Annotated in this window: 18 protein-coding genes; 8 read left to right on the plus strand and 10 right to left on the minus strand. The window is 39.8% G+C overall.

Going from position 1 to position 20,189, the window contains the following annotated elements; all coding sequences use genetic code 11:
* Window positions 1-17: 17 nt before the first annotated feature.
* Genes CPT03_RS16310 through CPT03_RS16340 form a run of 7 tightly spaced genes read right to left on the minus strand, consistent with a single transcriptional unit; the run spans window position 18 to window position 6,531 of the window.
* Window positions 18-800: a DUF4292 domain-containing protein gene (locus tag CPT03_RS16310; protein ID WP_099439822.1), complete on the minus strand. Its 783-nt coding sequence runs from the start codon at window positions 798-800 to the stop codon at window positions 18-20.
* The gene (locus CPT03_RS16315; RefSeq protein ID WP_099439823.1) at window positions 778-2,151 is read right to left on the minus strand and encodes a tetratricopeptide repeat protein; all 1,374 of its coding nucleotides are present in this window, start codon (window positions 2,149-2,151) and stop codon (window positions 778-780) included. Before CPT03_RS16315 ends, CPT03_RS16310 begins: the two co-directional genes overlap by 23 nt.
* Window positions 2,152-2,154: 3 nt before the next feature.
* Entirely contained in the window at window positions 2,155-2,586 is a 432-nt protein-coding gene (gene dut, locus CPT03_RS16320) for a dUTP diphosphatase (RefSeq protein ID WP_099439824.1), read from the minus strand.
* On the minus strand, window positions 2,583-4,055 hold the full coding sequence (locus CPT03_RS16325; RefSeq protein ID WP_099439825.1) for a lipopolysaccharide biosynthesis protein: 1,473 nt from the start codon (window positions 4,053-4,055) through the stop codon (window positions 2,583-2,585). The genes dut and CPT03_RS16325 overlap by 4 nt, the downstream gene beginning before the upstream one ends.
* A gap of 1 nt (window position 4,056) precedes the next feature.
* Window positions 4,057-4,338, minus strand: a complete 282-nt coding sequence (locus CPT03_RS16330; protein WP_099439826.1) for an acylphosphatase — start codon at window positions 4,336-4,338, stop codon at window positions 4,057-4,059.
* A gap of 37 nt (window positions 4,339-4,375) precedes the next feature.
* Entirely contained in the window at window positions 4,376-5,317 is a 942-nt protein-coding gene (locus CPT03_RS16335; protein WP_099439827.1) for an NAD(P)H-dependent flavin oxidoreductase, read from the minus strand.
* 35 nt (window positions 5,318-5,352) lie between these two features.
* Window positions 5,353-6,531, minus strand: a complete 1,179-nt coding sequence (locus CPT03_RS16340) for an amidohydrolase family protein (RefSeq protein ID WP_099439828.1) — start codon at window positions 6,529-6,531, stop codon at window positions 5,353-5,355.
* A 97-nt stretch (window positions 6,532-6,628) separates the two neighbouring features.
* Between CPT03_RS16340 and CPT03_RS16345 the strand changes: the two genes are divergently transcribed.
* The 5 genes from CPT03_RS16345 to CPT03_RS16365 all read left to right on the plus strand — a co-directional run bounded on the left by CPT03_RS16345 (window position 6,629) and on the right by CPT03_RS16365 (window position 11,846).
* Window positions 6,629-7,318: a helix-turn-helix transcriptional regulator gene (locus CPT03_RS16345; protein WP_099439829.1), complete on the plus strand. Its 690-nt coding sequence runs from the start codon at window positions 6,629-6,631 to the stop codon at window positions 7,316-7,318.
* 87 nt (window positions 7,319-7,405) lie between these two features.
* Window positions 7,406-7,903: a DinB family protein gene (locus CPT03_RS16350; protein ID WP_099439830.1), complete on the plus strand. Its 498-nt coding sequence runs from the start codon at window positions 7,406-7,408 to the stop codon at window positions 7,901-7,903.
* A 153-nt stretch (window positions 7,904-8,056) separates the two neighbouring features.
* Window positions 8,057-9,109, plus strand: a complete 1,053-nt coding sequence (rluF, locus tag CPT03_RS16355; RefSeq protein ID WP_099439831.1) for a 23S rRNA pseudouridine(2604) synthase RluF — start codon at window positions 8,057-8,059, stop codon at window positions 9,107-9,109.
* A gap of 104 nt (window positions 9,110-9,213) precedes the next feature.
* Window positions 9,214-10,263, plus strand: coding sequence for a 23S rRNA (adenine(2503)-C(2))-methyltransferase RlmN (gene rlmN, locus CPT03_RS16360; protein WP_099439832.1), 1,050 nt, complete (start codon window positions 9,214-9,216; stop codon window positions 10,261-10,263).
* Window positions 10,264-10,466: 203 nt separating this feature from the next.
* Window positions 10,467-11,846: a hypothetical protein gene (locus CPT03_RS16365; RefSeq protein ID WP_099439833.1), complete on the plus strand. Its 1,380-nt coding sequence runs from the start codon at window positions 10,467-10,469 to the stop codon at window positions 11,844-11,846.
* 255 nt (window positions 11,847-12,101) lie between these two features.
* Here CPT03_RS16365 and CPT03_RS16370 read toward each other — a convergent pair whose 3' ends face one another.
* A complete protein-coding gene (locus CPT03_RS16370; protein ID WP_099439834.1) occupies window positions 12,102-14,867 on the minus strand; it encodes a PAS domain S-box protein in 2,766 nt (921 codons plus the stop codon).
* Between the two features lie 19 nt (window positions 14,868-14,886).
* Window positions 14,887-16,158 (minus strand): serine hydroxymethyltransferase, encoded by a 1,272-nt coding sequence (gene glyA, locus CPT03_RS16375; protein WP_099439835.1) that lies wholly within the window; start codon window positions 16,156-16,158, stop codon window positions 14,887-14,889.
* Between the two features lie 93 nt (window positions 16,159-16,251).
* On the opposite strand from glyA, the gene dxs reads away from it, so the two are divergent.
* From dxs to CPT03_RS22835, 3 genes are all read left to right on the plus strand, one after another.
* On the plus strand, window positions 16,252-18,180 hold the full coding sequence (gene dxs / locus CPT03_RS16380) for a 1-deoxy-D-xylulose-5-phosphate synthase (RefSeq protein WP_099439836.1): 1,929 nt from the start codon (window positions 16,252-16,254) through the stop codon (window positions 18,178-18,180).
* Window positions 18,180-19,163 (plus strand): helix-turn-helix domain-containing protein, encoded by a 984-nt coding sequence (locus CPT03_RS16385; protein WP_099439837.1) that lies wholly within the window; start codon window positions 18,180-18,182, stop codon window positions 19,161-19,163. The genes dxs and CPT03_RS16385 overlap by 1 nt, the downstream gene beginning before the upstream one ends.
* Window positions 19,164-19,300: 137 nt before the next feature.
* Window positions 19,301-19,498 carry a hypothetical protein gene (locus CPT03_RS22835; RefSeq protein ID WP_157766473.1) on the plus strand — a complete coding sequence of 66 codons (198 nt, stop codon included), beginning with the start codon at window positions 19,301-19,303 and terminating at the stop codon, window positions 19,496-19,498.
* Between the two features lie 5 nt (window positions 19,499-19,503).
* Here the strand turns inward: CPT03_RS22835 and CPT03_RS16390 are convergent, their stop codons facing one another.
* Window positions 19,504-20,184 (minus strand): DUF4397 domain-containing protein, encoded by a 681-nt coding sequence (locus CPT03_RS16390; protein ID WP_099439838.1) that lies wholly within the window; start codon window positions 20,182-20,184, stop codon window positions 19,504-19,506.
* Between the last annotated feature and the right edge of the window lie 5 nt (window positions 20,185-20,189).

A 20,189-nucleotide genomic window follows, 5' to 3' on the forward strand; every position in this document is an offset into this window, starting at 1 on the left:
ATCAAAAGTATAAAAAATCAGTTTATTACCTCATACTTATTTGGAACATTAAACGGAAATTCAAGTTCTACATTGCGCTCAATTTTCGAAAAGTCCAAATTGATATTAATTCTTTTATCTCCGGCCATCGAGTTAATTTTCAGATTAGTCGGAAAAAGATAACCGTTAATATTCTGATATTCTCCATACAGAACCCGCAATGCCCTGCCCGATGCAATATCATTCAAATTGTGCTCATTCACCTTTAACAGGGTGTTAAAAATCACTCTATAGGCAAGCCCTTCATTAACCCCACTAAGCGTCCAAACACCATTTTCCTGCGCTATCAAAGTTTCATCTCTAAAGAAATCCCCAACAGTATTCCCCGAGAAGATGGCCTGTAACAACGCAAAATCAACCTGTTTATTGGTATAGGTATGTACGTAATTAAAAGGCTTCTTTAAATATACCCCTTGTAAATTGTTTCTTACTTTAATGCTGTCAGGGGTAATTAATGCCCTCGCCACTTCAATACCAAGTGCTGTAATGCTTACCCAGATCTTTTTATCTTTCTCCATCCTGATATTCATGTTCACATTATTGGTGTTCCCATTAATATCAAGCCCTGCCTTTGCTTTTAATGAAAGCGTACTAAAAGAAATATCCTTATCCCTAAGCAGCTTTATGGTTTCCGATTTCCTGGTATCTTCCTTGGTTTCCACAACTGATGGCGGTTTAACAATGGCTTTTTTAGTCTTACAGGCCATTATTACCGAAACAAGAGCCAAAAATAGCAAGCTATTGAATATATTTCTTCTCATTAATTTTCTTATTTAACTTCTCCGAATCACTACCGGCACTTTTAGCCTTTTTCCATTGGGCTAATGCCAGCTCTTTATCTCCCTTCAGAAACAAAACATCACCGTAGTACTCTATATATAACGGATTTTCAGCATCTAATTGTAATGCTGCTTTAATATTTGTTAAAGCCTGGGCATTTTGATTATCATTTTGAAGCGCCACGGCCATATAATAATATAAAATTGCTTGGTTTGGATAAACAGTCAAAGCATCATCGGCAGTTTTAATGGCATCCTTATATAAACCGAGCGAAGTCTGTATGTTCAGTACCTGTTCCCATACCGCATATAATTGGTCGGTTATTTTTAAAGCCGATTGGAACTGCGTTAATGCACCCTGCAAATTCCCCTGCTGATAAAGTACATCACCATACAGTGCAAAAACTTTAGGATCATCCGGATGAGCTTTAACAGCAACCATTGCCAGTTCAGCAGCATCATTCATCCTCAGCTGATTTTTCTTACCCCCTAAAAGCATCACTACTATTTTAACCTTCTGGTCAATAGGCATCATTGGGCTCTCAAAAGCTTTTTTTAGGGATAGCTGTGCGTCTGCATTATTTTTTAGCGCACCATAAACATCGGCCATAGCCAGGTCCACTTCAAAATTATCAGGTTCCAATTCACTTGCCTTTTTAAGTACGGCGAGCGCTTCAGCATTCTGATTTTTTTGAATTAATAGTCCGCTTGTATACAATAAACGCTTAACATCTTTTACATCTTCAGCTAAAATCTTCTCAACCGCATTCTTATCAAAAACATCATCCTTTGACATACTCACGCGCTGCCTTGCTTCCGTTAATGCATCAGAAGGCCCAAATTTCTTTTCCAGCAAATCATATCCCTTCAAAGCTTCTTCCTCTTTCCCTGCTAAAAGCAAAGCATTTGATCTATCGAAATAATACGAGTCCTCATCCGGAGAAAGTGCAATGAGCTTATCAAAAACGCCTACCAGGTTATCCATGTCCCCTTTTCGCTTATAAAGCTCTGCAAGTAATTTCCAGTACCATACATTATTAGGATTCAGCGAAGTAGCCTTTTTTATGGCCATTTCCGACTCCATCAGTTTATTCTGCCTGTAATTCAGCGTAGCAATTTCAAAATAAGCAGCAGAATTGTCAGGATCGATCTTTAGCAGTCGGTCAAAATTCTCAGCTGCCTTAGGATAATTCTCATTCAGCTTTTCTTTTAAACCGGCAAAGAAAAGTGTTTTTACAGCCATGCTATCTAATGCAGAAACCACAGGTTCCTGGGCAAACACTGCCGTGCTGCAAGAAAGCATTAACATTAAAAACCACTTACCTTTCATCATCTATTATTTACCTGTATGTCCGTAACCACCGGCTCCACGTGTGGTATCACCCAATTCACCAACAGGTTTCCAGCTTACCGTTTCATGCTTAGCAATCACCATCTGAGCAATCCTGTCACCATCATTCACCACAAAATCTGTGTCCGACAGATTAACCAATAAAACTTTCAGTTCCCCACGATAATCTGCATCAATTGTCCCCGGTGCATTTACAATACTGATTCCGTGTTTATAAGCCAGGCCACTACGTGGGCGAATCTGAGCTTCATAACCAACCGGAATTTCAATATGTAAACCTGTTGGAATCAAAACACGCTGCAAAGGTTTAATCGTAATTTCAGTTTCTATAAAAGCGCGTAAGTCCATACCCGCAGCATGTTCAGTTTCATATTGAGGTAGTGGATGTCCGGAATTGTTTATAATATTTATGTTCATTTTTTTAATAAAATAGATTTCAACTGATCCTTCTCAAAATAAATAACCCCTCCAAGGAACACAAGTAGCAATGCATTACCAATATAAATATTCCTGTTAAATACCCAAAAGGAAAGTACCACAAGAACCAGTGATATCAGCAAATAAGCCACAATCCTTTTCAAATCATATGGAATCGGGTAGTTCCGCTGCCCAAAAATGTACGAAATTACCATCATGATAAAATAGGCAAGCAATGATACCCATGCAGAGCCCATAAAACCAAAGCTGGGCACCAATGCTATATTAAGTACAATTGTTATAATCGCCCCAACTACTGAAATATACAGTCCATATTTAGTTTGATCAGACAAACGGTACCAGATCGATAAATTACTATAGATGCCCAGGCAAACATAGCCAAATAATAAAATCGGAACAGCTCCCAGGCCAACCCAATAATCCTTATCTATAAAATGTTTAAGAATCTCAATATTGGCCACCAGTCCAACAAAAATCACCGCAAGTGCTACCACAAAATAGTTCAGGATTGTTGCATAAGTTTGTTTTGCATTGGTATTCTTGGCATGGCTAAAAAAGAAAGGCTCTGCTCCCAGTCTGAATGCTGTAATAAAAAGACTTAAAAACACAGCAATCTTACATACTGCACCATACACCCCAAGGTTATAAGCAGAAACACCCAATGGCTCAAGAATCATCTTATCCAGGTTCTCATTGATTACAAACGAAAGGTTTGCTACCAGAACAGGCCAGGAATAAGAAACCATCTTCCCAAACAAGGCCTTATCAAACTTAAACTGAAGTTTAAGCAGTTCAGGAATCAGCAACAATAAGGTAAGCACACTTGCAATAAGATTAGCAATGAACACATAACCGATCCATCCTTCACGATACCATGATGCAAACCATTCACCAGCAGCTCCTCCTGTGTTAATTATTGCCGGAACAACAAACAGGAAGATCAGGTTAAAGCCAATAAAACTTCCAATATTCAAAAACTTGATCAAACTAAAACGCATTGGCTTTTCATCTGCACGCAATTTCGCAAAGGGAATTACACAGATGGCATCAATAAACAGCAGCCAAATAAAGTAATGTACGTATTTAATATAATCGGCAACCTCCTCTGGCCCACCTGAAAAGTGCACGGCTATTGGTCTTGTAAAAACCAACCCGGTAATCAAAAACAGCAGCGACAATAAAGCGATACAGAAAAAAGAATTATTATAAACCTCCTGTTTCTTATTCTCATGCTTATTCAGGTACCTGAAAAAGGTACTCTCCATCCCAAAAGCTAATATTGCATTGATCAAGGATGCAGAAGCATACATCTTTGTAAAAATGGAATAGATTCCGGGCTGAAATACTCCGGTAAATAACGGAGTAAGGATAAAATTAAACATCCTGGAAACCACGGTTGTTACGCCGTAAATAGCTGCTTGTCCCAGAAATCTTCTGATTGCCGACATCCTATTTCTTTAAGATCACAAAATCCCTGAAGTATTTCAGTTCATCACTCACTACCACCTCACAACCTTCAACCTTAGCCCTGTCCGGCCCCTCATTACACCATTCCACAAACGAATCCAGCTCCCATTGCTCAGCTTCAGCCTCTATATATACAGAACCATCCGCTTCATTCCTCACAAAACCTTTAACTCCCGCCTGATCTGCAAAATATTTGGTCGTTTCTCTGAAGCTAACCCCCTGCACCTTACCAGTTATTCTGATATTATTATGTACTTTTTTCATTTAAAATTTACGCTTTACCCAACAAATATAGGGATGTCTAACTATTCAAAATACGAGTTCTTGCTAACAAAAACCCCTCCCACATCTCTTTCAGAATTACAGCCGCCGGCTTAATATCACGCAACATGGCCGATACCTGTCCTATTTCCAACTCTCCCTCAGCCATATTCCCTTCAAACATACCCAATTTTGCGCGTGCCCGCCCCAGTAATTGCTTCAGCTCCTCAGCATTGGCACCTTCCGCCTCTGCTGTGGCTATTGCATCTGCAAACTCATTTTTTAACAAACGAACCGGAACCAGCTTTTTCATCCTCAGTTTAGTATCCCCCTCCACAGATTCTACAATCTTATGCTTAAAATTGGGATGCGCCGATGATTCTTCTGCTACCGCAAATGCCGACCCAACCTGCACACCCTCAGCACCCAAAGCAAACGCAGCCAGCATTGCACTGCCACTTCCAATTCCTCCGGCAGCAATCACCGGAATTTTAACTGCCGCTTTAATCATAGGTATTAAACATATGGTCGTCGTTTCTTCCCTTCCATTATGTCCTCCTGCTTCAAAACCTTCGGCTACAATTGCATCCACTCCACAAGCCTCTGCTTTTAATGCAAACTTTGTATTGGCGATAACATGAACTACAATAATTCCCTTTTCCTTTAAGAACCCAGTCCAGCTAGACGGATTTCCTGCCGAGGTAAACACAATCTTTACCCCTTCTGCCACTATAATATCCAACACATGTTCTACTCCCGGATAAAGCAGTGGAACATTTACCGCGAAAGGTTTTGAAGTTGCTTTTTTACACTTTTGAATATGCTCCAGCAAAACCTCAGGATACATAGATCCGGCGCCAATAACACCCAGACCGCCTGCATTAGATACCGCTGAAGCTAGTTTCCATCCGCTGCACCAAACCATACCGGCCTGAATTATTGGATACTGAATACCAAAAAGAGATGTAATTCTATTCTTCATCTGATACAAAGAAAAGATATTTATCTAAATAAAACTTAAAACAATCGCTCTACTCTCGATCCCAACATAATCATCCCACTTATCTCCTCAAAATCCAGCAAGTTTATCCCCGGCCTTTTCCCCACTTCCAAACTACCATAACGCTCCTCAATACCTAAAAACTCTGCACCGTTAAGTGTCCCCCATTTTAAAAGATCGTCAAAATCAATTCCAAAATTGATTTGTAAAGTTTGCATCTCTGCAAATATGCTCAGCCTGTTATTACTGGCAAGGCTATCCGTACCAAGGGTTATTTTAACTCCGGCATTCCTCAGCATCTCTACATCCGGCAACCTGTTCTCTATATAAAGATTGGCATTCGGACAAAGGCACCAGTATAAATTAGGATTATAAGCTTCTGCAAATTCAACGTCAGCTCTCGTAGTAAAAGTATTATGAACCATCAACGTTTTCTGCTTATCAGATAACATCGGTAAAAAAGTTTGTAAGGATGTCTTACCCGAGGCCTCATAAAAATCAATATCAAGCCCCAAAACTTTATACAGTTCCAAAAAGGCACCCTCTTTACGTTCAAAAAAGAGATTTTCATCTTCCGTTTCCTGATTATGGATACTTAGAACCTCATCACTTGCTTCAGCATTACTACGGAGCTCTTTAAACAACGCTGCCGAAACGGAATATGGTGCATGTGGAACAATAGAAACTTTAAGCGGATCAAACTTTTCTTTAAATTCAAGCGCACGTTTTATAGATTCTTTTGCAGTTAAAGGATTAAAGCCCATAACCTCCAGAAAGGTATGATAATAAATAGGACTTCCCAGCTTGGTACCTCTTGAAATAACCTGGTTGGAGATGTCTCCAACAGCAACTATCCCATTTTCAAACATTTCCCTGTCGCCCCTTAACATCGCCAGATCCAGCGTTGCTTCATCCGAAGCTCTCAATTTCATTATGGCCTGTACAAACCCCAATAGCCCGGTTCGGGTTTCAATCTGACCTTTCAGGTGCGACAATTCCAGATGGCAATGTGTATTCACAAAACCCGGAACCAATAAGCCCTCATAAGGTGTAATATCTCCTATTTTCGCATGTTCTGCTTCTTCAGGTGTTAAAACACTACGTATTGTACCATCAATTTCAACTCCTATAACCCCATTTTTTATTGGGGGGCCAATTACAGGAAATACATAAGACCCGGATATATAAGAAACCATAATTACAAAGAACGGATAATAAGAGCAGAAATCTATAAATTAGTACACGCAAAAAGCAAATTTACATCAGCTTAAAAAACATCTAACAACCCTATAAATGAACCGGATAGACAGACTTTTTGGAATACTTGTCCTACTTCAAACAAAAAAATATGTTACGGCCGATAAGATTTCAGATCAATTTGAGATCAGCATTCGTACCGTTTACCGCGACATAAAAGCCCTTACCGAGCAGGGAATTCCAATTAGTTTTGAGCAGCCAAAAGGTTACTTTATTGTTCAGGGATATTTTCTTCCGCCTGTTTCTTTTAACTCCGAAGAGGCAAATGCACTATTAATAATGGAACGTTTGGTATCCGGCTTTACCGATCAGTCTATTCTTAAACATTATACCACCGCACTAAATAAAGTCAAAGCGGTATTACGCAACAATCAGAAAGAAAAACTGGAGCTACTTAACAACAATATGATCCTGCAGCTACCGGATTCTATAAAAAATGAATTCGAATACTTGTCGGCCTTACAAAACGCAATATCATCACAGTGCATAATAGAAATAGCTTACACCAATAATAACGCGTTAACTACTAAAAGGGAACTCGAACCAATCGGTCTTGTATTTTATGCCTTTAGCTGGCATTTAATCGCCTGGTGCCACCTCCGCAATGAATATCGCGATTTTAAAGTATCCCGAATTGAAGGTGTAAAAAGTCTGGAAGTTCCATTCCGAAAAACCGGACACATGCAGTTAAGCGAGTATATGAAGCTCCTTCCGGTAAACTATTAAAATAAATTTTATTGTTCAAAAACAGACTGCCATAGGGTTGTCAGTTGCACTCATTTTCTTTGTACTACAAAACAAAAAAACAAAGTTATGAGCAGAATTAAAATGTATTTAAAGGAACTGGAGCAAGAGGCATTAACCACACGCAAAATGTTGCAAAGAGTGCCAACCGATAAATTTTCGTGGCAGCCACATCCAAAAAGCATGACCATTAAGCGATTGGCCACTCACATTGCTGAGCTTCCAACCTGGATTACTATGGCCATCAAAACTGATGAACTCGACTTCGCTGATAACCCTTATCAACCAACCGATGTAAATACTACTGAAGAATTGCTGGCCTATTTCGAAAGTTCACTGGCCGATGGCAGATCTGAACTTAAAGAAGAAAACGAAAATCTTTTAGATAAAGACTGGACTTTGAGAAACGGACAACAGATTTACAGTGTTGAACCCAAAGCAGATGTGATTCGTATGAGCATTAATCAAATTATTCATCACAGGGCACAATTAGGCGTATTTTTAAGACTTCTTGATATTCCAATTCCCGGAAGTTTTGGCCCCAGTGCTGACGATATGGCCTTTTAAAATGATCTGCGCTATTTTAAAATGGGGACTTTTTGTGATAAGAATGACCATACTTTCTTTCTAAAATAAGTCCCTTCAAAATATTTTGATAGCATATTTGGTTATAAATTGATTCCTTTGTAAAAAAGAAATCAATTTATAACTCCAATATCCATGTCTGATTCCAACATCCGGTTAAATAAATACATTAGTGAAAGTGGCTTATGCTCTCGCAGAGCGGCCGACAGATATATTGAACAGGGCAACGTATTTATTAACGGCAAGCGGGCTAAAGTTGGAGACAAGGTCATCTTTGGAGACATCGTTACGGTTAACGGACAGACCATTGAGCCTAAAGAGGTCGAAAACTCTGTACTTATTGCCTACAACAAACCTGTTGGCATTACCAGTACAACCGAGGCTGGCGTAAAAGGCAACATCGTAGACCACGTAAACCATAGTGAAAGGGTATTCCCAATCGGACGTCTGGATAAAGACTCTCAGGGGCTGATTTTCCTTACCAATAATGGCGACCTGGTAAATAAAATACTCAGGGCAGGCAATAATCACGAAAAGGAATATATAGTTACTGTAAACAAACCTATTACCGAATCATTTTTAACCGGAATGGCCAAAGGCGTACCGGTATTAGGTGTAATGACCAAAAAATGTAAAGTAACCCAGGAAAGCCCCTTTGTATTTAAAATTATACTTATTCAGGGCTTAAACCGCCAGATCAGACGTATGTGTGAATATTTTGGCTTCGAAGTAACGAAACTGGAACGTGTTCGGATCATGAACATCAGCCTGAAAGGCATTCCTGTTGGTGAATGGCGTGAACTTACTCCTGAAGAGCAAACCGTAATATTTAACCTGGTTGCAAAATCAAGTTCATCAGAAAGTGCCTCTGCCCCCAATAGAATAAATAAAAAACCAAAAGCCAGACCGGAAGAGGATCTGTTTGAAAATGTAACACCCAAAAGGTCATCAGGCAAACCCGCAGGTCCTAAAAAGCCTCATGGCAAAGCTGCTTCTGGTAACGTAAGCAGAACCGATCGCCCAGCAGGTGGCAAAGGCAAATCTGCTCCGAAATCTTCAGGTGGTTTTAAAGCAGCTGCTTCAGGCAACGACTGGAACAAAAGCGGGGGTCCAAGCAAAAGATCCGTAAAGCCAACAAAAGGCAGATCAGGAGTTCCCGGAGCAAAAACCAAAAGCCCTAAACGTTAATTTAACTATTCCAATAAAGCGATCTTCATAATCCTGAAATGAATTCAGGATCATGCATCAATATATAAGGAAAAGAATATTTTTTAGGTAACTTTGCATTTATAATGCTTACTACAAAGAAAACTGATATCCGTTCATTAGATCTGGCACAGCTGCAACAGCACTTCATAGCCATGAAAGAACCTTCCTACAGGGCTAAACAGGTTTACCAATGGCTTTGGGAAAAATCAGCACGTACATTTTCCGAAATGAGCAACCTTTCTAAAGACCTTAGAAACAAGCTCGATGAAAATTATGCCATCAATGTAGTAGAAGTCAACAACTCTCAATTCAGTAACGATCATACCATTAAAAACACATTCAGACTTTACGATGGAAACATTGTAGAAGGGGTTTTAATTCCTATGGATGAACGTATGACAGCCTGTGTAAGCTCTCAGGTTGGCTGCAGCTTAACCTGTAAATTCTGCGCAACCGGTTACATGGACCGCAAACGCAACCTTAATGCCGATGAAATTTATGATCAGGTGGTACTCATAGATCAGCAGGCCAAGCAAAATTACAATGCCCCGTTAACCAATATCGTATATATGGGCATGGGCGAACCGCTCCTGAACTACGCTAACGTATTAAAGTCAATCGAGCGGATCACAGCTCCCGATGGCTTAAATATGTCATACAAACGGATTACCGTTTCTACAGCAGGTATTTCCAAAATGATAAAAAAGCTGGGCGATGATGGTGTTAAATTTAATCTTGCCTTATCGTTACATGCAGCTAATGATAAAAAGCGCAATGAAATTATGCCTATCAATGAGCACAACACATTAAAGGCGCTTGAAGAAGCATTAAAATACTACTACTCTAAAACCAAAAACCCCGTTACCTACGAATATATCGTATTCAATCACTTCAACGATGAAATTCAGGATGCCATGGAACTCGCAAAGTTTTGTAAACATGTTCCATGCAAAGTAAACCTGATTGAATATAACCCAATTCAGTTTGCCGATTTCGTCAATGCCGAAGGTGATAAGATCGATGCATTCTCCAACTACCTGAAAAGCCAGGGTATCAATACTAACATCAGACGCAGTCGCGGTAAAGATATAGACGCGGCCTGCGGGCAGCTTGCCGTAAAACAACAAAGCTAATCCCCCTGTTTGATCCCTAAAACACAAAAAGCAATTAAATTAGCGGGGAACTCCCTAAGCTTGCATTTTCAGGATTTCGCTGGCCGGGTGTGACTACAACTGCCGTTACCATAGAAATCTGCTGGACTGCATAAATTCGGCATAAAAAAATTAAGTATTGCAGCCCCTGCCTTTGCAGAATAAATTTATCTTAAGTTTGTGATATGCGTTTGTCTTATTTAGCTGTTCTTCTGCTCTTTCTGGCATTTACGGCCTGCCGTAAATCCGAGGGAATTACTACAGATGCCAAAGCAAAACTCTCTTTTTCTACAGACACGGTCCTGTTCGATACCGTATTTACCTCATCAGGAACTACCAATAAACAGCTCAAAGTTTACAACACCAACCAAAAGGCGGTTAACATCAGCCAGATCCAGCTCAGTGGGGGCTCAGGCTCGTACTTTAGCCTCATCATAAACGGACAACCTGTTAGTCAGAAATCAAACCTTCAAATTGACGGCAATGATTCCATCAGCATCTATGTAAAGGCTACCATTGACGCAAATAGCCAGACGAAACCCTTTATTGCGCAAGACTCTATTGTATTTAACACAAATGGCAACAAACAAACTGTTGCACTGGTTGCCTACGGACAAAATGCAGTTTTTATAAATAATCAGACAATTACAGCCAATACCACATGGAATAGCTTACTCCCCTATATTGTCTACAAATCTGTAACTGTTGCATCAAATGCAACCCTAACAATACTACCTGGTACCAAAGTACTTTTTCACAGCAATTCAGGGATGCATATTAAAGGAACATTACTGGCAAATGGCACCCCGGCAAGCCCTGTTTTATTTTCGGGCGACCGGACGGAGCGTATTTATGCAGATGAACCAGGACAATGGAATGGGTTACACTTTTACAGTAGCAGTTCAAATTCAAAACTTCACTATGCTGTTGTTAAAAATGCAATAATTGGACTCACTGTCGATTCTCTTTCCAAAACCCAAACTCCCAGACTATCGCTTACCAATAGCATTGTTAAGAACATGACCATCGCTGGTTTTGTAGGCTACAACGCACATCTCAATGCATTTAACAACCTGTTTTACAATGCCGGGCAATACCTTTTGTATGGTGTTTCAGGCGGAAAGTACAATCTTAAACAAAATACATTTGCGGGCTATAATGCCAAATTCTCCCGCAGAACTCCCGCACTATATTTTTCTGACCTAAGTAACGCGCTACCCGCCAGAAACTTACAACTCCTGCTCATGAACAATATCATTTGGGGCAGTTTAACTGAAGAGCTGCTGATTGATAAAAAGACCACTGCGGGCATTGATGCCGAAGTAAGCAACAATGTGATTAAAACGATACTAAAAACCTATGAGGGCAATTCTAATCTCCTAAATACCGACCCCAACTTTATCGAGCCACTCAAAGATAATTTTATGCTCAAAAACAATAGTTCAATTATAAATAAAGGCCGTGATTTAAGTACTGATCCTGCTTTTGGTATTTTCCTAAACAAAGACCTTAATAACCAGCCCAGAATATTTCCGTCAGAACCTGGCTGTTACGAAAATAATTAAAAACCACCTCTCCACAACAATTTCAAAATAACGTCGTTTATGTTGATGAGAGCGTTAATTTAGATGGTAAGGGTCGATATTCTTGATAGAGAATATCGGCCCTTTACTTTTTATTTTCAAATAAGCTTTTTATTTTTTGGCAATTGAGAAATAATTCGTTCCTTTGTTACGAGAGCGTTAATTTAAGGGTCGATAATTCCATGCTAATGGGCTATCGGCCCTTTATCTTTTAACAGAAATCCAATAAAAATTTACTTATTTCGAGAGGTTTATAGAAATAATATGCTTTATTTCTTCAGGCTTAAATGGTTTCAATATATGTCCATTCATCCCACAGGCTTTGAATTTGCCCGTCTCATTCTGCAGTGTAGAAGCTGTAAGTGCAATTATCGGTACAGTTTTAAAATACTCATCCTCTAACTCTCTTATAATACTTGTGGTTTCAAATCCATCAATCCCCGGCATCTGAATATCCATAAAAATAAGGTCAAAGGTTTTCTTCATCACCTTCTCAATGGCTTCTTTACCATTTCCGGCAAATTCAAGTTCAAAGCCCCATTTACTAAGTATCCGGTTTGCAATCAGAATGTTGATTTCATTATCATCAACAACCAGTATCCTTTTGCCAACAAATACTGATGGCATTTCAGCTGACTTTAAAGCCCGGGTATTTTGAGTGGCTTTGCTGAATTTAATATCGAAGGAGAATTCGGTTCCACTCCCCTCCTTGCTTTTCACTTTAATGTCCGACTGGTACAGCTTCAACAGTTTCTTGGTAATCGCTAAACCAAGTCCGGTACCCCCGTATTTTCTTGATATATCCGTTTTAGCCTGGGTAAAGGTTTCAAAAATGTACGATTGCTTATCCTCAGGTATTCCAATGCCGTTATCCCTTACTAAAAAACTAATCAATACAGCGTCATTATTTTCGCTCACCAGCTCAATATTGAGGTCTATTTTCCCTTGATCAGTGAATTTAATTGCATTTCCTAGCAAATTCATCAATATCTGGTACAACCTGGTTTTATCTCCCAGAATATTCACCGGAATTTTATCATCCCATTGCAACACCAGCTGATTTCCCTTTTGGCCCGCATTAATCTGCAATGAATTCACAATATCACCGGCAAGATTTTTTATATCCAACGGTATGGATTCCAGCTCCAGATTGCCGGTTTCTATTTTTGTAAAATCCAGAATATCGTTAATAATATGTAGCAGATTCTCTGCCGAAAACTTAAGCACATTCAAATCTTCTACCTGCGATACTTTAGGATCATTGTCAATCAGCAAATGCGTCATCCCAATTATTGCATTTAATGGAGTTCTGATCTCATGACTCATTACCGAAAGGAACATTTCCTTAGCATCACTCAGCTGCAATGCCTGCTCTTTGGATTCAAGAAGGTCATGCTCTATTTGTTTACGCTGGGTGATATCAGATATCAGGTCAATTTGCCTTTCAAGCTCACCTTTATCATTCATAACAGGAGTGTTAGAAACCGATAGCCAAATCGCCTGTCCATCTTTGGTCTTCGCCTGTACCTCAATTAAGTATGATTCATTTTGCCTCGATTTGGCCCTGGAACTTAAAATCAGCTCCTTATCAGACTCGTCCTTCGACAGAATATCACCAAGCTCAGTACCTTTCAGTTCCTCCAGTGTGTAACCCGTTATTTTTTTTAGCGATTGATTTATCCAGGTAGTTTTACCATCTGCATCAGAAATGTTAACGCCGGTATCTGTTTTACTTGCCACCAACGAAAGAACCTGTAACTCCTCCTCTGCTTTTTTCTTTTCCGTAATGTCAATAATGATTTCAACCTCAATATCAATCTTACCTTTATCATCCAGCACTACGGTATTATAAATAGACAACCAGATTGGCTGTCCATCTTTTCTATAGGAAAGCAGGTCAACAGTAAAAGACCGGTTTTGCTTTATCATGGCCCGTGCTTTTTCCAGCAGTTCCATATCCGTCTTCGGTCCTGCTATCAAATCACCCAAACGCTTTCCTTTTAAATCATTTATGGTATACCCGGTAATCTTTTCAAATGCATCATTTACCCAGGTTACGTGGTTACGGGCATCACTTATAACTACTGCATTATTAATCTTACTTGCTACAAAAGAAAGCTTCACCAGCTCACTTTCTACCCGCTTATTTTCAGTAATGTCTCTTCCGTAGGTATACCAGCGTCCGTCTCTGGCAACCATATTCCAGCTAAGCCAACGTACGGCCCCTTGCTTACTGATTACCCTGAATTCTACATTGAACTCCTTAATCTTTTTCTTCAAGCCCTCCTCAATAACCCCCACCAATCTGCTCACATCTTCCTGATCGCAAAAACCCCAGATGCTTAACCCAATAGATTCCTGAACAGTATACCCCAGAATATTGGTTACTGCATCATTTATAAATAAGATTTTTCCTGAATAATCTAAAATACAATGAATCTCAGGCGAAACCGTAGAAAGATTTAGCAGCTCCTCAAAACGTTTATTTTTAGCCTCAAGTTCTGTAGTTTTCCTTTTTAAGGTAATATGAGTAATGGTCTCATTGGCAAGAGTTACCAAACCATCTCGTTGGTCATTCGTTAACGTTCGGGTTATAACATCAAATATACCAATAACGCCAATATTAAATCCATTTTCATCCAGCAAGGGTGCACCTGCATAAAAACGAACACCGGGTTTACCGGTAACCATAGGGTGGGCTTTAAATCTGCCATCACTTAAAACATCCTGTATTTCAAGTATCCCCTTACTTTTAATGGTTTCATCACTAAAAGATATTTCCCTCGGAACATCGCTGGCATCTATTCCAATCAAGGATTTAAAAAAGAGCCGGGTCTCATCAACCAGGATAATAAATGCCATAGGCACATTACATATTAAAGTTGCAAGTTTGGTAATATTATCGAACTTATCCTCTGATGGTGTATCTAAAATATTATACTGATGCAATGCTTTAACACGCTCCTTTTCATTGGCAAACGAATCCCGGCTCTTCGATAACATTGAATTTATAACTCCCTTTTTATTTATATAGGGGGAACTTGCTCACTAACTCAATTACCTTTTGTTTTACCGTCTTAAGGTTGTCTTCATCCTCAGCATTGGTAATTACCTGGTCAATTAAATCAACAATCACTTCCATTTCTTTTTCTTTAAATCCTCTTGTGGTTATTGCTGCAGTTCCAACACGGATACCCGAGGTAACAAATGGAGACTTATCATCAAAAGGAACCATATTTTTATTTACGGTAATATCAGCTTTTTCAAGTGCATTTTCAGCAAGTTTACCGGTAATATTCTTATTCCTTAAGTCAATCAGCATCAAGTGGTTATCCGTTCCACCCGAAATAATTCCGTAACCTTTGGCCACAAATGCCTTAGCCATAGCCTGAGCATTTGCCTGTACCTGCTTAACATAAGCTAAATACTCATCACTTAAAGCCTCTCCAAAAGCAATTGCTTTTGCAGCAATAATGTGCTCCAACGGACCACCTTGTGTACCAGGGAAAACAGCCATATCCAATACAGACGACATCATTCTGATTTCACCTTTAGGGGTTTTTAATCCAAATGGGTTTTCAAAATCCTTACCCATCATAATCATACCGCCACGTGGGCCACGTAATGTTTTGTGTGTTGTTGTAGTAACAATATGGCAATGAGGAAGCGGATTGGTTAATAATCCACGGGCAATAAGCCCTGCCGGGTGAGAAATATCGGCCATTAACAATGCGCCAATTTTATCAGCCACACTACGTACAAAAGCATAATCCCACTCTCTTGAATAAGCAGAAGCACCAACAATAATTAATTTCGGACGCTCAGCTAAAGCTACTTCTTCAAGTTTAGCATAATCAATTAAACCATCTTCTTTTTTAACCCCGTAAAATAACGGATGATACAATTTTCCTGAAAAATTAACCGGAGAACCATGAGTTAAGTGACCACCATGAGAAAGATCAAAACCTAAAATTTTATCTCCCGGCTGTATTACCGCAAGCATTACTGCTGCATTAGCCTGTGCACCAGAATGTGGTTGTACGTTCACCCATTCAGCACCAAAAAGTTTCTTTGCACGTTCAATAGCAATAGTTTCCACCTCATCAACTACCTGGCATCCGCCATAGTATCTCTTGCCCGGCAGGCCTTCAGCGTATTTATTTGTTAAACAAGAACCTGCAGCTTCCATTACCTGCTTGCTTACAAAATTTTCTGAAGCTATCAGTTCAAGTCCATTTTCCTGACGGTCCAATTCCCTGTCAATCAAATCAAAAATTAAAGTATCTCTAGTCATTTATCGAAGTATATTTTTGTAAAATTAGCAATTTTCCTTCTTACTTTGATAACAAAATACCTTACTTTGTATTTCTATTGATAAAACCCCTGCATGGAAGATATTAACGGTCCATTATTACCCAACATAAATTATCCTACTGATTTAAAGCAGTATAAGGAACAAGACCTTGAACAAATATGCAAGGAACTTCGTCAGTATATTATAGATGTAGTAAGTGTAAATGGCGGTCATTTCGGTGCCAGCCTTGGTGTTGTTGAACTTACAGTTGCCTTACATTATGCATTAAATACACCTTACGATAAATTAGTATGGGATGTTGGCCATCAGGCATATGGACATAAAATCCTTACCGGTCGCAGGTCAGTTTTTCACACCAACAGAATATTAAACGGCATTAGCGGCTTCCCAAAAATCAGCGAAAGTGAGTACGATACTTTTGGTGTTGGCCACTCCTCCACATCCATTTCGGCAGCCTTAGGTATGGCTGTAGCCTCGCACTATAAAGGCGAAACCGATCGTCAGCATGTAGCTGTGATTGGCGACGGTGCCATGACAGCAGGATTGGCTTTCGAAGGGTTAAACCATGCCGGTATTGAAAATTCAAACCTATTGGTGATCCTGAACGACAATTGCATGTCTATTGATCCTAATGTTGGTGCATTAAAAGAGTATTTAACAAACATTACTACCTCAAAATCTTACAACCGCTTCCGCGATGACATTTCAAGTGTACTCATCAAGCTTTCTGAGCTGGGTCCTAACGCGCATAAGTTTGTTAAGAAAATCGAGAAAAGCATAAAAGGCACATTACTCAAACAAAGTAATTTGTTTGAAGCACTGAACTTCAGATATTTTGGCCCGGTAGATGGTCACGATGTAGTTCGTTTAACTCAGGTAATCAAAGACCTTAAAGAAATCCCCGGCCCTAAGCTTTTACATTGTGTTACAGTAAAAGGAAAAGGCTTTGCACTTGCAGAGAAAGATCAGACCAAATGGCATGCACCGGGTCTTTTTGATAAAATTACAGGAGAGATTAAAAAATCTGTTCCCGATAAACCGCAGCCTCCAAAATACCAGGATGTTTTTGGTCATACTTTGGTAGAGCTTGCCGAAGCCAATAAAAAAATTGTAGGTGTAACACCGGCCATGCCATCAGGATCTTCAATGAACATCATGATGAAAGCAATGCCTGCCCGTGCATTTGACGTCGGCATTGCCGAACAGCATGCGGTTACCTTTTCGGCAGGATTGGCCACTCAGGGACTTATCCCATTTTGTAACATCTACTCCAGCTTTATGCAGCGCGCATACGATCAGGTAATTCATGATGTAGCCATACAAAACTTAAACGTAGTATTTTGTCTGGATCGCGCAGGTTTGGCAGGAGCCGATGGAGCCACTCACCATGGCGCATACGATCTTGCATACATGCGTTCAATTCCACAAATGACAGTTACTGCACCAATGAACGAAGAAGAACTGCGTAACTTAATGTATACTGCACAACAGGACAACATGGGGCCGTTCTCTATCCGTTATCCTCGTGGAAACGGTGTTATTGTTGATTGGAAACGACCGCTAAAAGCGTTAGAAATAGGAAAAGGCCGAAAAATCTGTGATGGCGAAGATGTAGCCATACTTACCATTGGTCATGTGGGTAATTTTGCAGTAGATGCATGTAAAGAGCTGAATAGCGAAGGCATCCACCCTGCACATTTCGATCTTCGTTTCGCCAAACCTTTAGATCAGGCCATGCTTCATGATGTATTTAGCAGATATAAACACATCATAACAATTGAAGATGGATGTTTACAAGGCGGTGTAGGAAGTGCAATACTTGAATTCATGGCCGACAATGCCTATAACGCTCAGGTAATCCGCTTGGGTATCCCTGATGATTTTATTGAGCATGGAGAACAGGCCGAGTTATGGTCTCTCTGTGGTTATGATACTGCAGCAATCATCAATACAGTAAAAAAGATTGCCATAAGCAGAACTACAAAAACAATGGCCTCCTAATGCCAAAGGCCTCAAATTTAAGGCACCAACCATTTATAAGGCCAGACCCTCATCTGGAGGATCTGGCAATAAATCACATCTCTTCCTATCATCCGCTTCCCAAAGCCCTCGAAGACAAAGTCAGGGCCTGCCTGTTTGATGCTAAAGTCAAAAAAAATGAATACCTCCTTAAGCAGGGCGAAATCAGTGAATACCTGTATTTCATCATTCAGGGCCTCGTTGTGGGCTACACCATGCTAAAGAATAAAAAGCTTACCACATACATATGTCTCGAAGGCGAATCCGTTTCAGCCATAAAAGGAATGTATGGCGAGGGGCCATCCGGCGAAAGTATTTATGCCGTTGAAGATTCCCATCTTATCGGCCTGCCAATACGCAACCTTTTAGAATGGCTGGAAACCTCATTTGAGATGAATATCATCATCAGAAAGATCGTCGAATCTTTTTATAAATCAGCGCACCAGCGTTCTAATCTCGTAAGAATGGGAACCGCACAGGAGAAATACGAATTCTACCTCTCCACAACAAATCATAACATACAAAGAATTCCCCCCCGATATATTGCCGACCTGCTCGACATAAAACCCGAAACACTCTATAAAATCCTCAAAAAGGTAAAAGAGCCAAATGAAGCAACATTGCAGGCCTATTTTCAAGTCATTGAAAACTACATGGTCGGTCAGCAGGCATTTAAACAGCATGGCTTAACATTGCCAAAAATGTCGGGCGACCTGAATATACCTGCTCATCAGCTATCACACATTTTAAATTTTCACTACAGAAAAAGCTTTAGCGCCTTTGTAAACTCCTATAGAGTCGACTACGTCAGAAATAAACTTCAAAATATTAAAGATTGGCAGCACTTAACCATCGAAGCGGTAGGAAGTGAAGGAGGCTTCTCTTCAAGAAGTGCTTTCTTTGCTGAATTTAAACTAAATACCGGTATGACTCCTGCCGAGTATGCCAGGTCCGGACAAAATTAAGTCCTGCATTATATATCAGGACTCAATTCACTTTTCTTTCTTTGGCACAAAATAACTTATTGGTTACTTTCGTTAATAATAAATAAAGATATTTCAGGGCAAGTAATTTTAGCTGCAATTTAATCAATCCCAACAGAATGGAACCCTCAGAAACTACCTGGTTAAACGCCAGTAAAACTTACAAAAAATGCCCCCACTGTAAACATGGAGATCTCGACTCCAGAGTTAAAAGAGGTGCATTGGTGAAATCACTTTTATTTTGGCTCGACCTTAAGCGATATTCTTGCAGCTCTTGTGGCCGTAAAGTTTACATGGTTGGCAAAAATGAAAAATAACTGCCTTACTTGTGGGTATACACCTGCAATTTAAAAGATTCTTCTACATCATTTGGGGTTACCAACCCTATAGACATAAATGTGTAGTACTTACCCGCCTCTAAAACACTATTACCTAAAGTATTCATAACCAGTCCTGTGGCATCGTTCTTTACATCAAAAGAATAGGTTCCAGGATCAATCTCCGCAAACCCACTGGCCTCCTTATAAGATTTATTGGTCACCAGATTTTGAGCTGCATTACTCAACAAAAAATCAAGCGCAGGCGCATCCGGCGACAGGTTTATAAATCTTATAAAGGCCTTTTCTGTTGATGAAGATGTGGAATTATCTGAAATCAGCAACCCATCCATATCCTCATTTCTATTAATCATAAAAAATGAATAGGCATTATTCCCCTCTACCGTTATCGTTTTACTTAGCAATGAAGTCGGGTCGGTTTCTGCTGTAAACTTCAAAGTATGGCTTCCTGCAGTTACCTGTACATACGGAATAGCACCTCCAAATGGTAAAGCTCCCTCAATAATTTTTGTTCCATCTATATAGGTATTGTAAGTTGCCAGTGTTGGCGAAGCATTAATAATCGCTACCGACGACACGCCGGTGGCATCAGTATCTTCCTTTTTGCAGGGACCAAATAAAACAGCAAGTGTAATGGCCAGCATTACATTTTTAAAAATATTCATATCAG

Source organism: Pedobacter ginsengisoli (assembly GCF_002736205.1).
Classification (GTDB): Bacteria; Bacteroidota; Bacteroidia; order Sphingobacteriales; family Sphingobacteriaceae; genus Pedobacter; species Pedobacter ginsengisoli_A.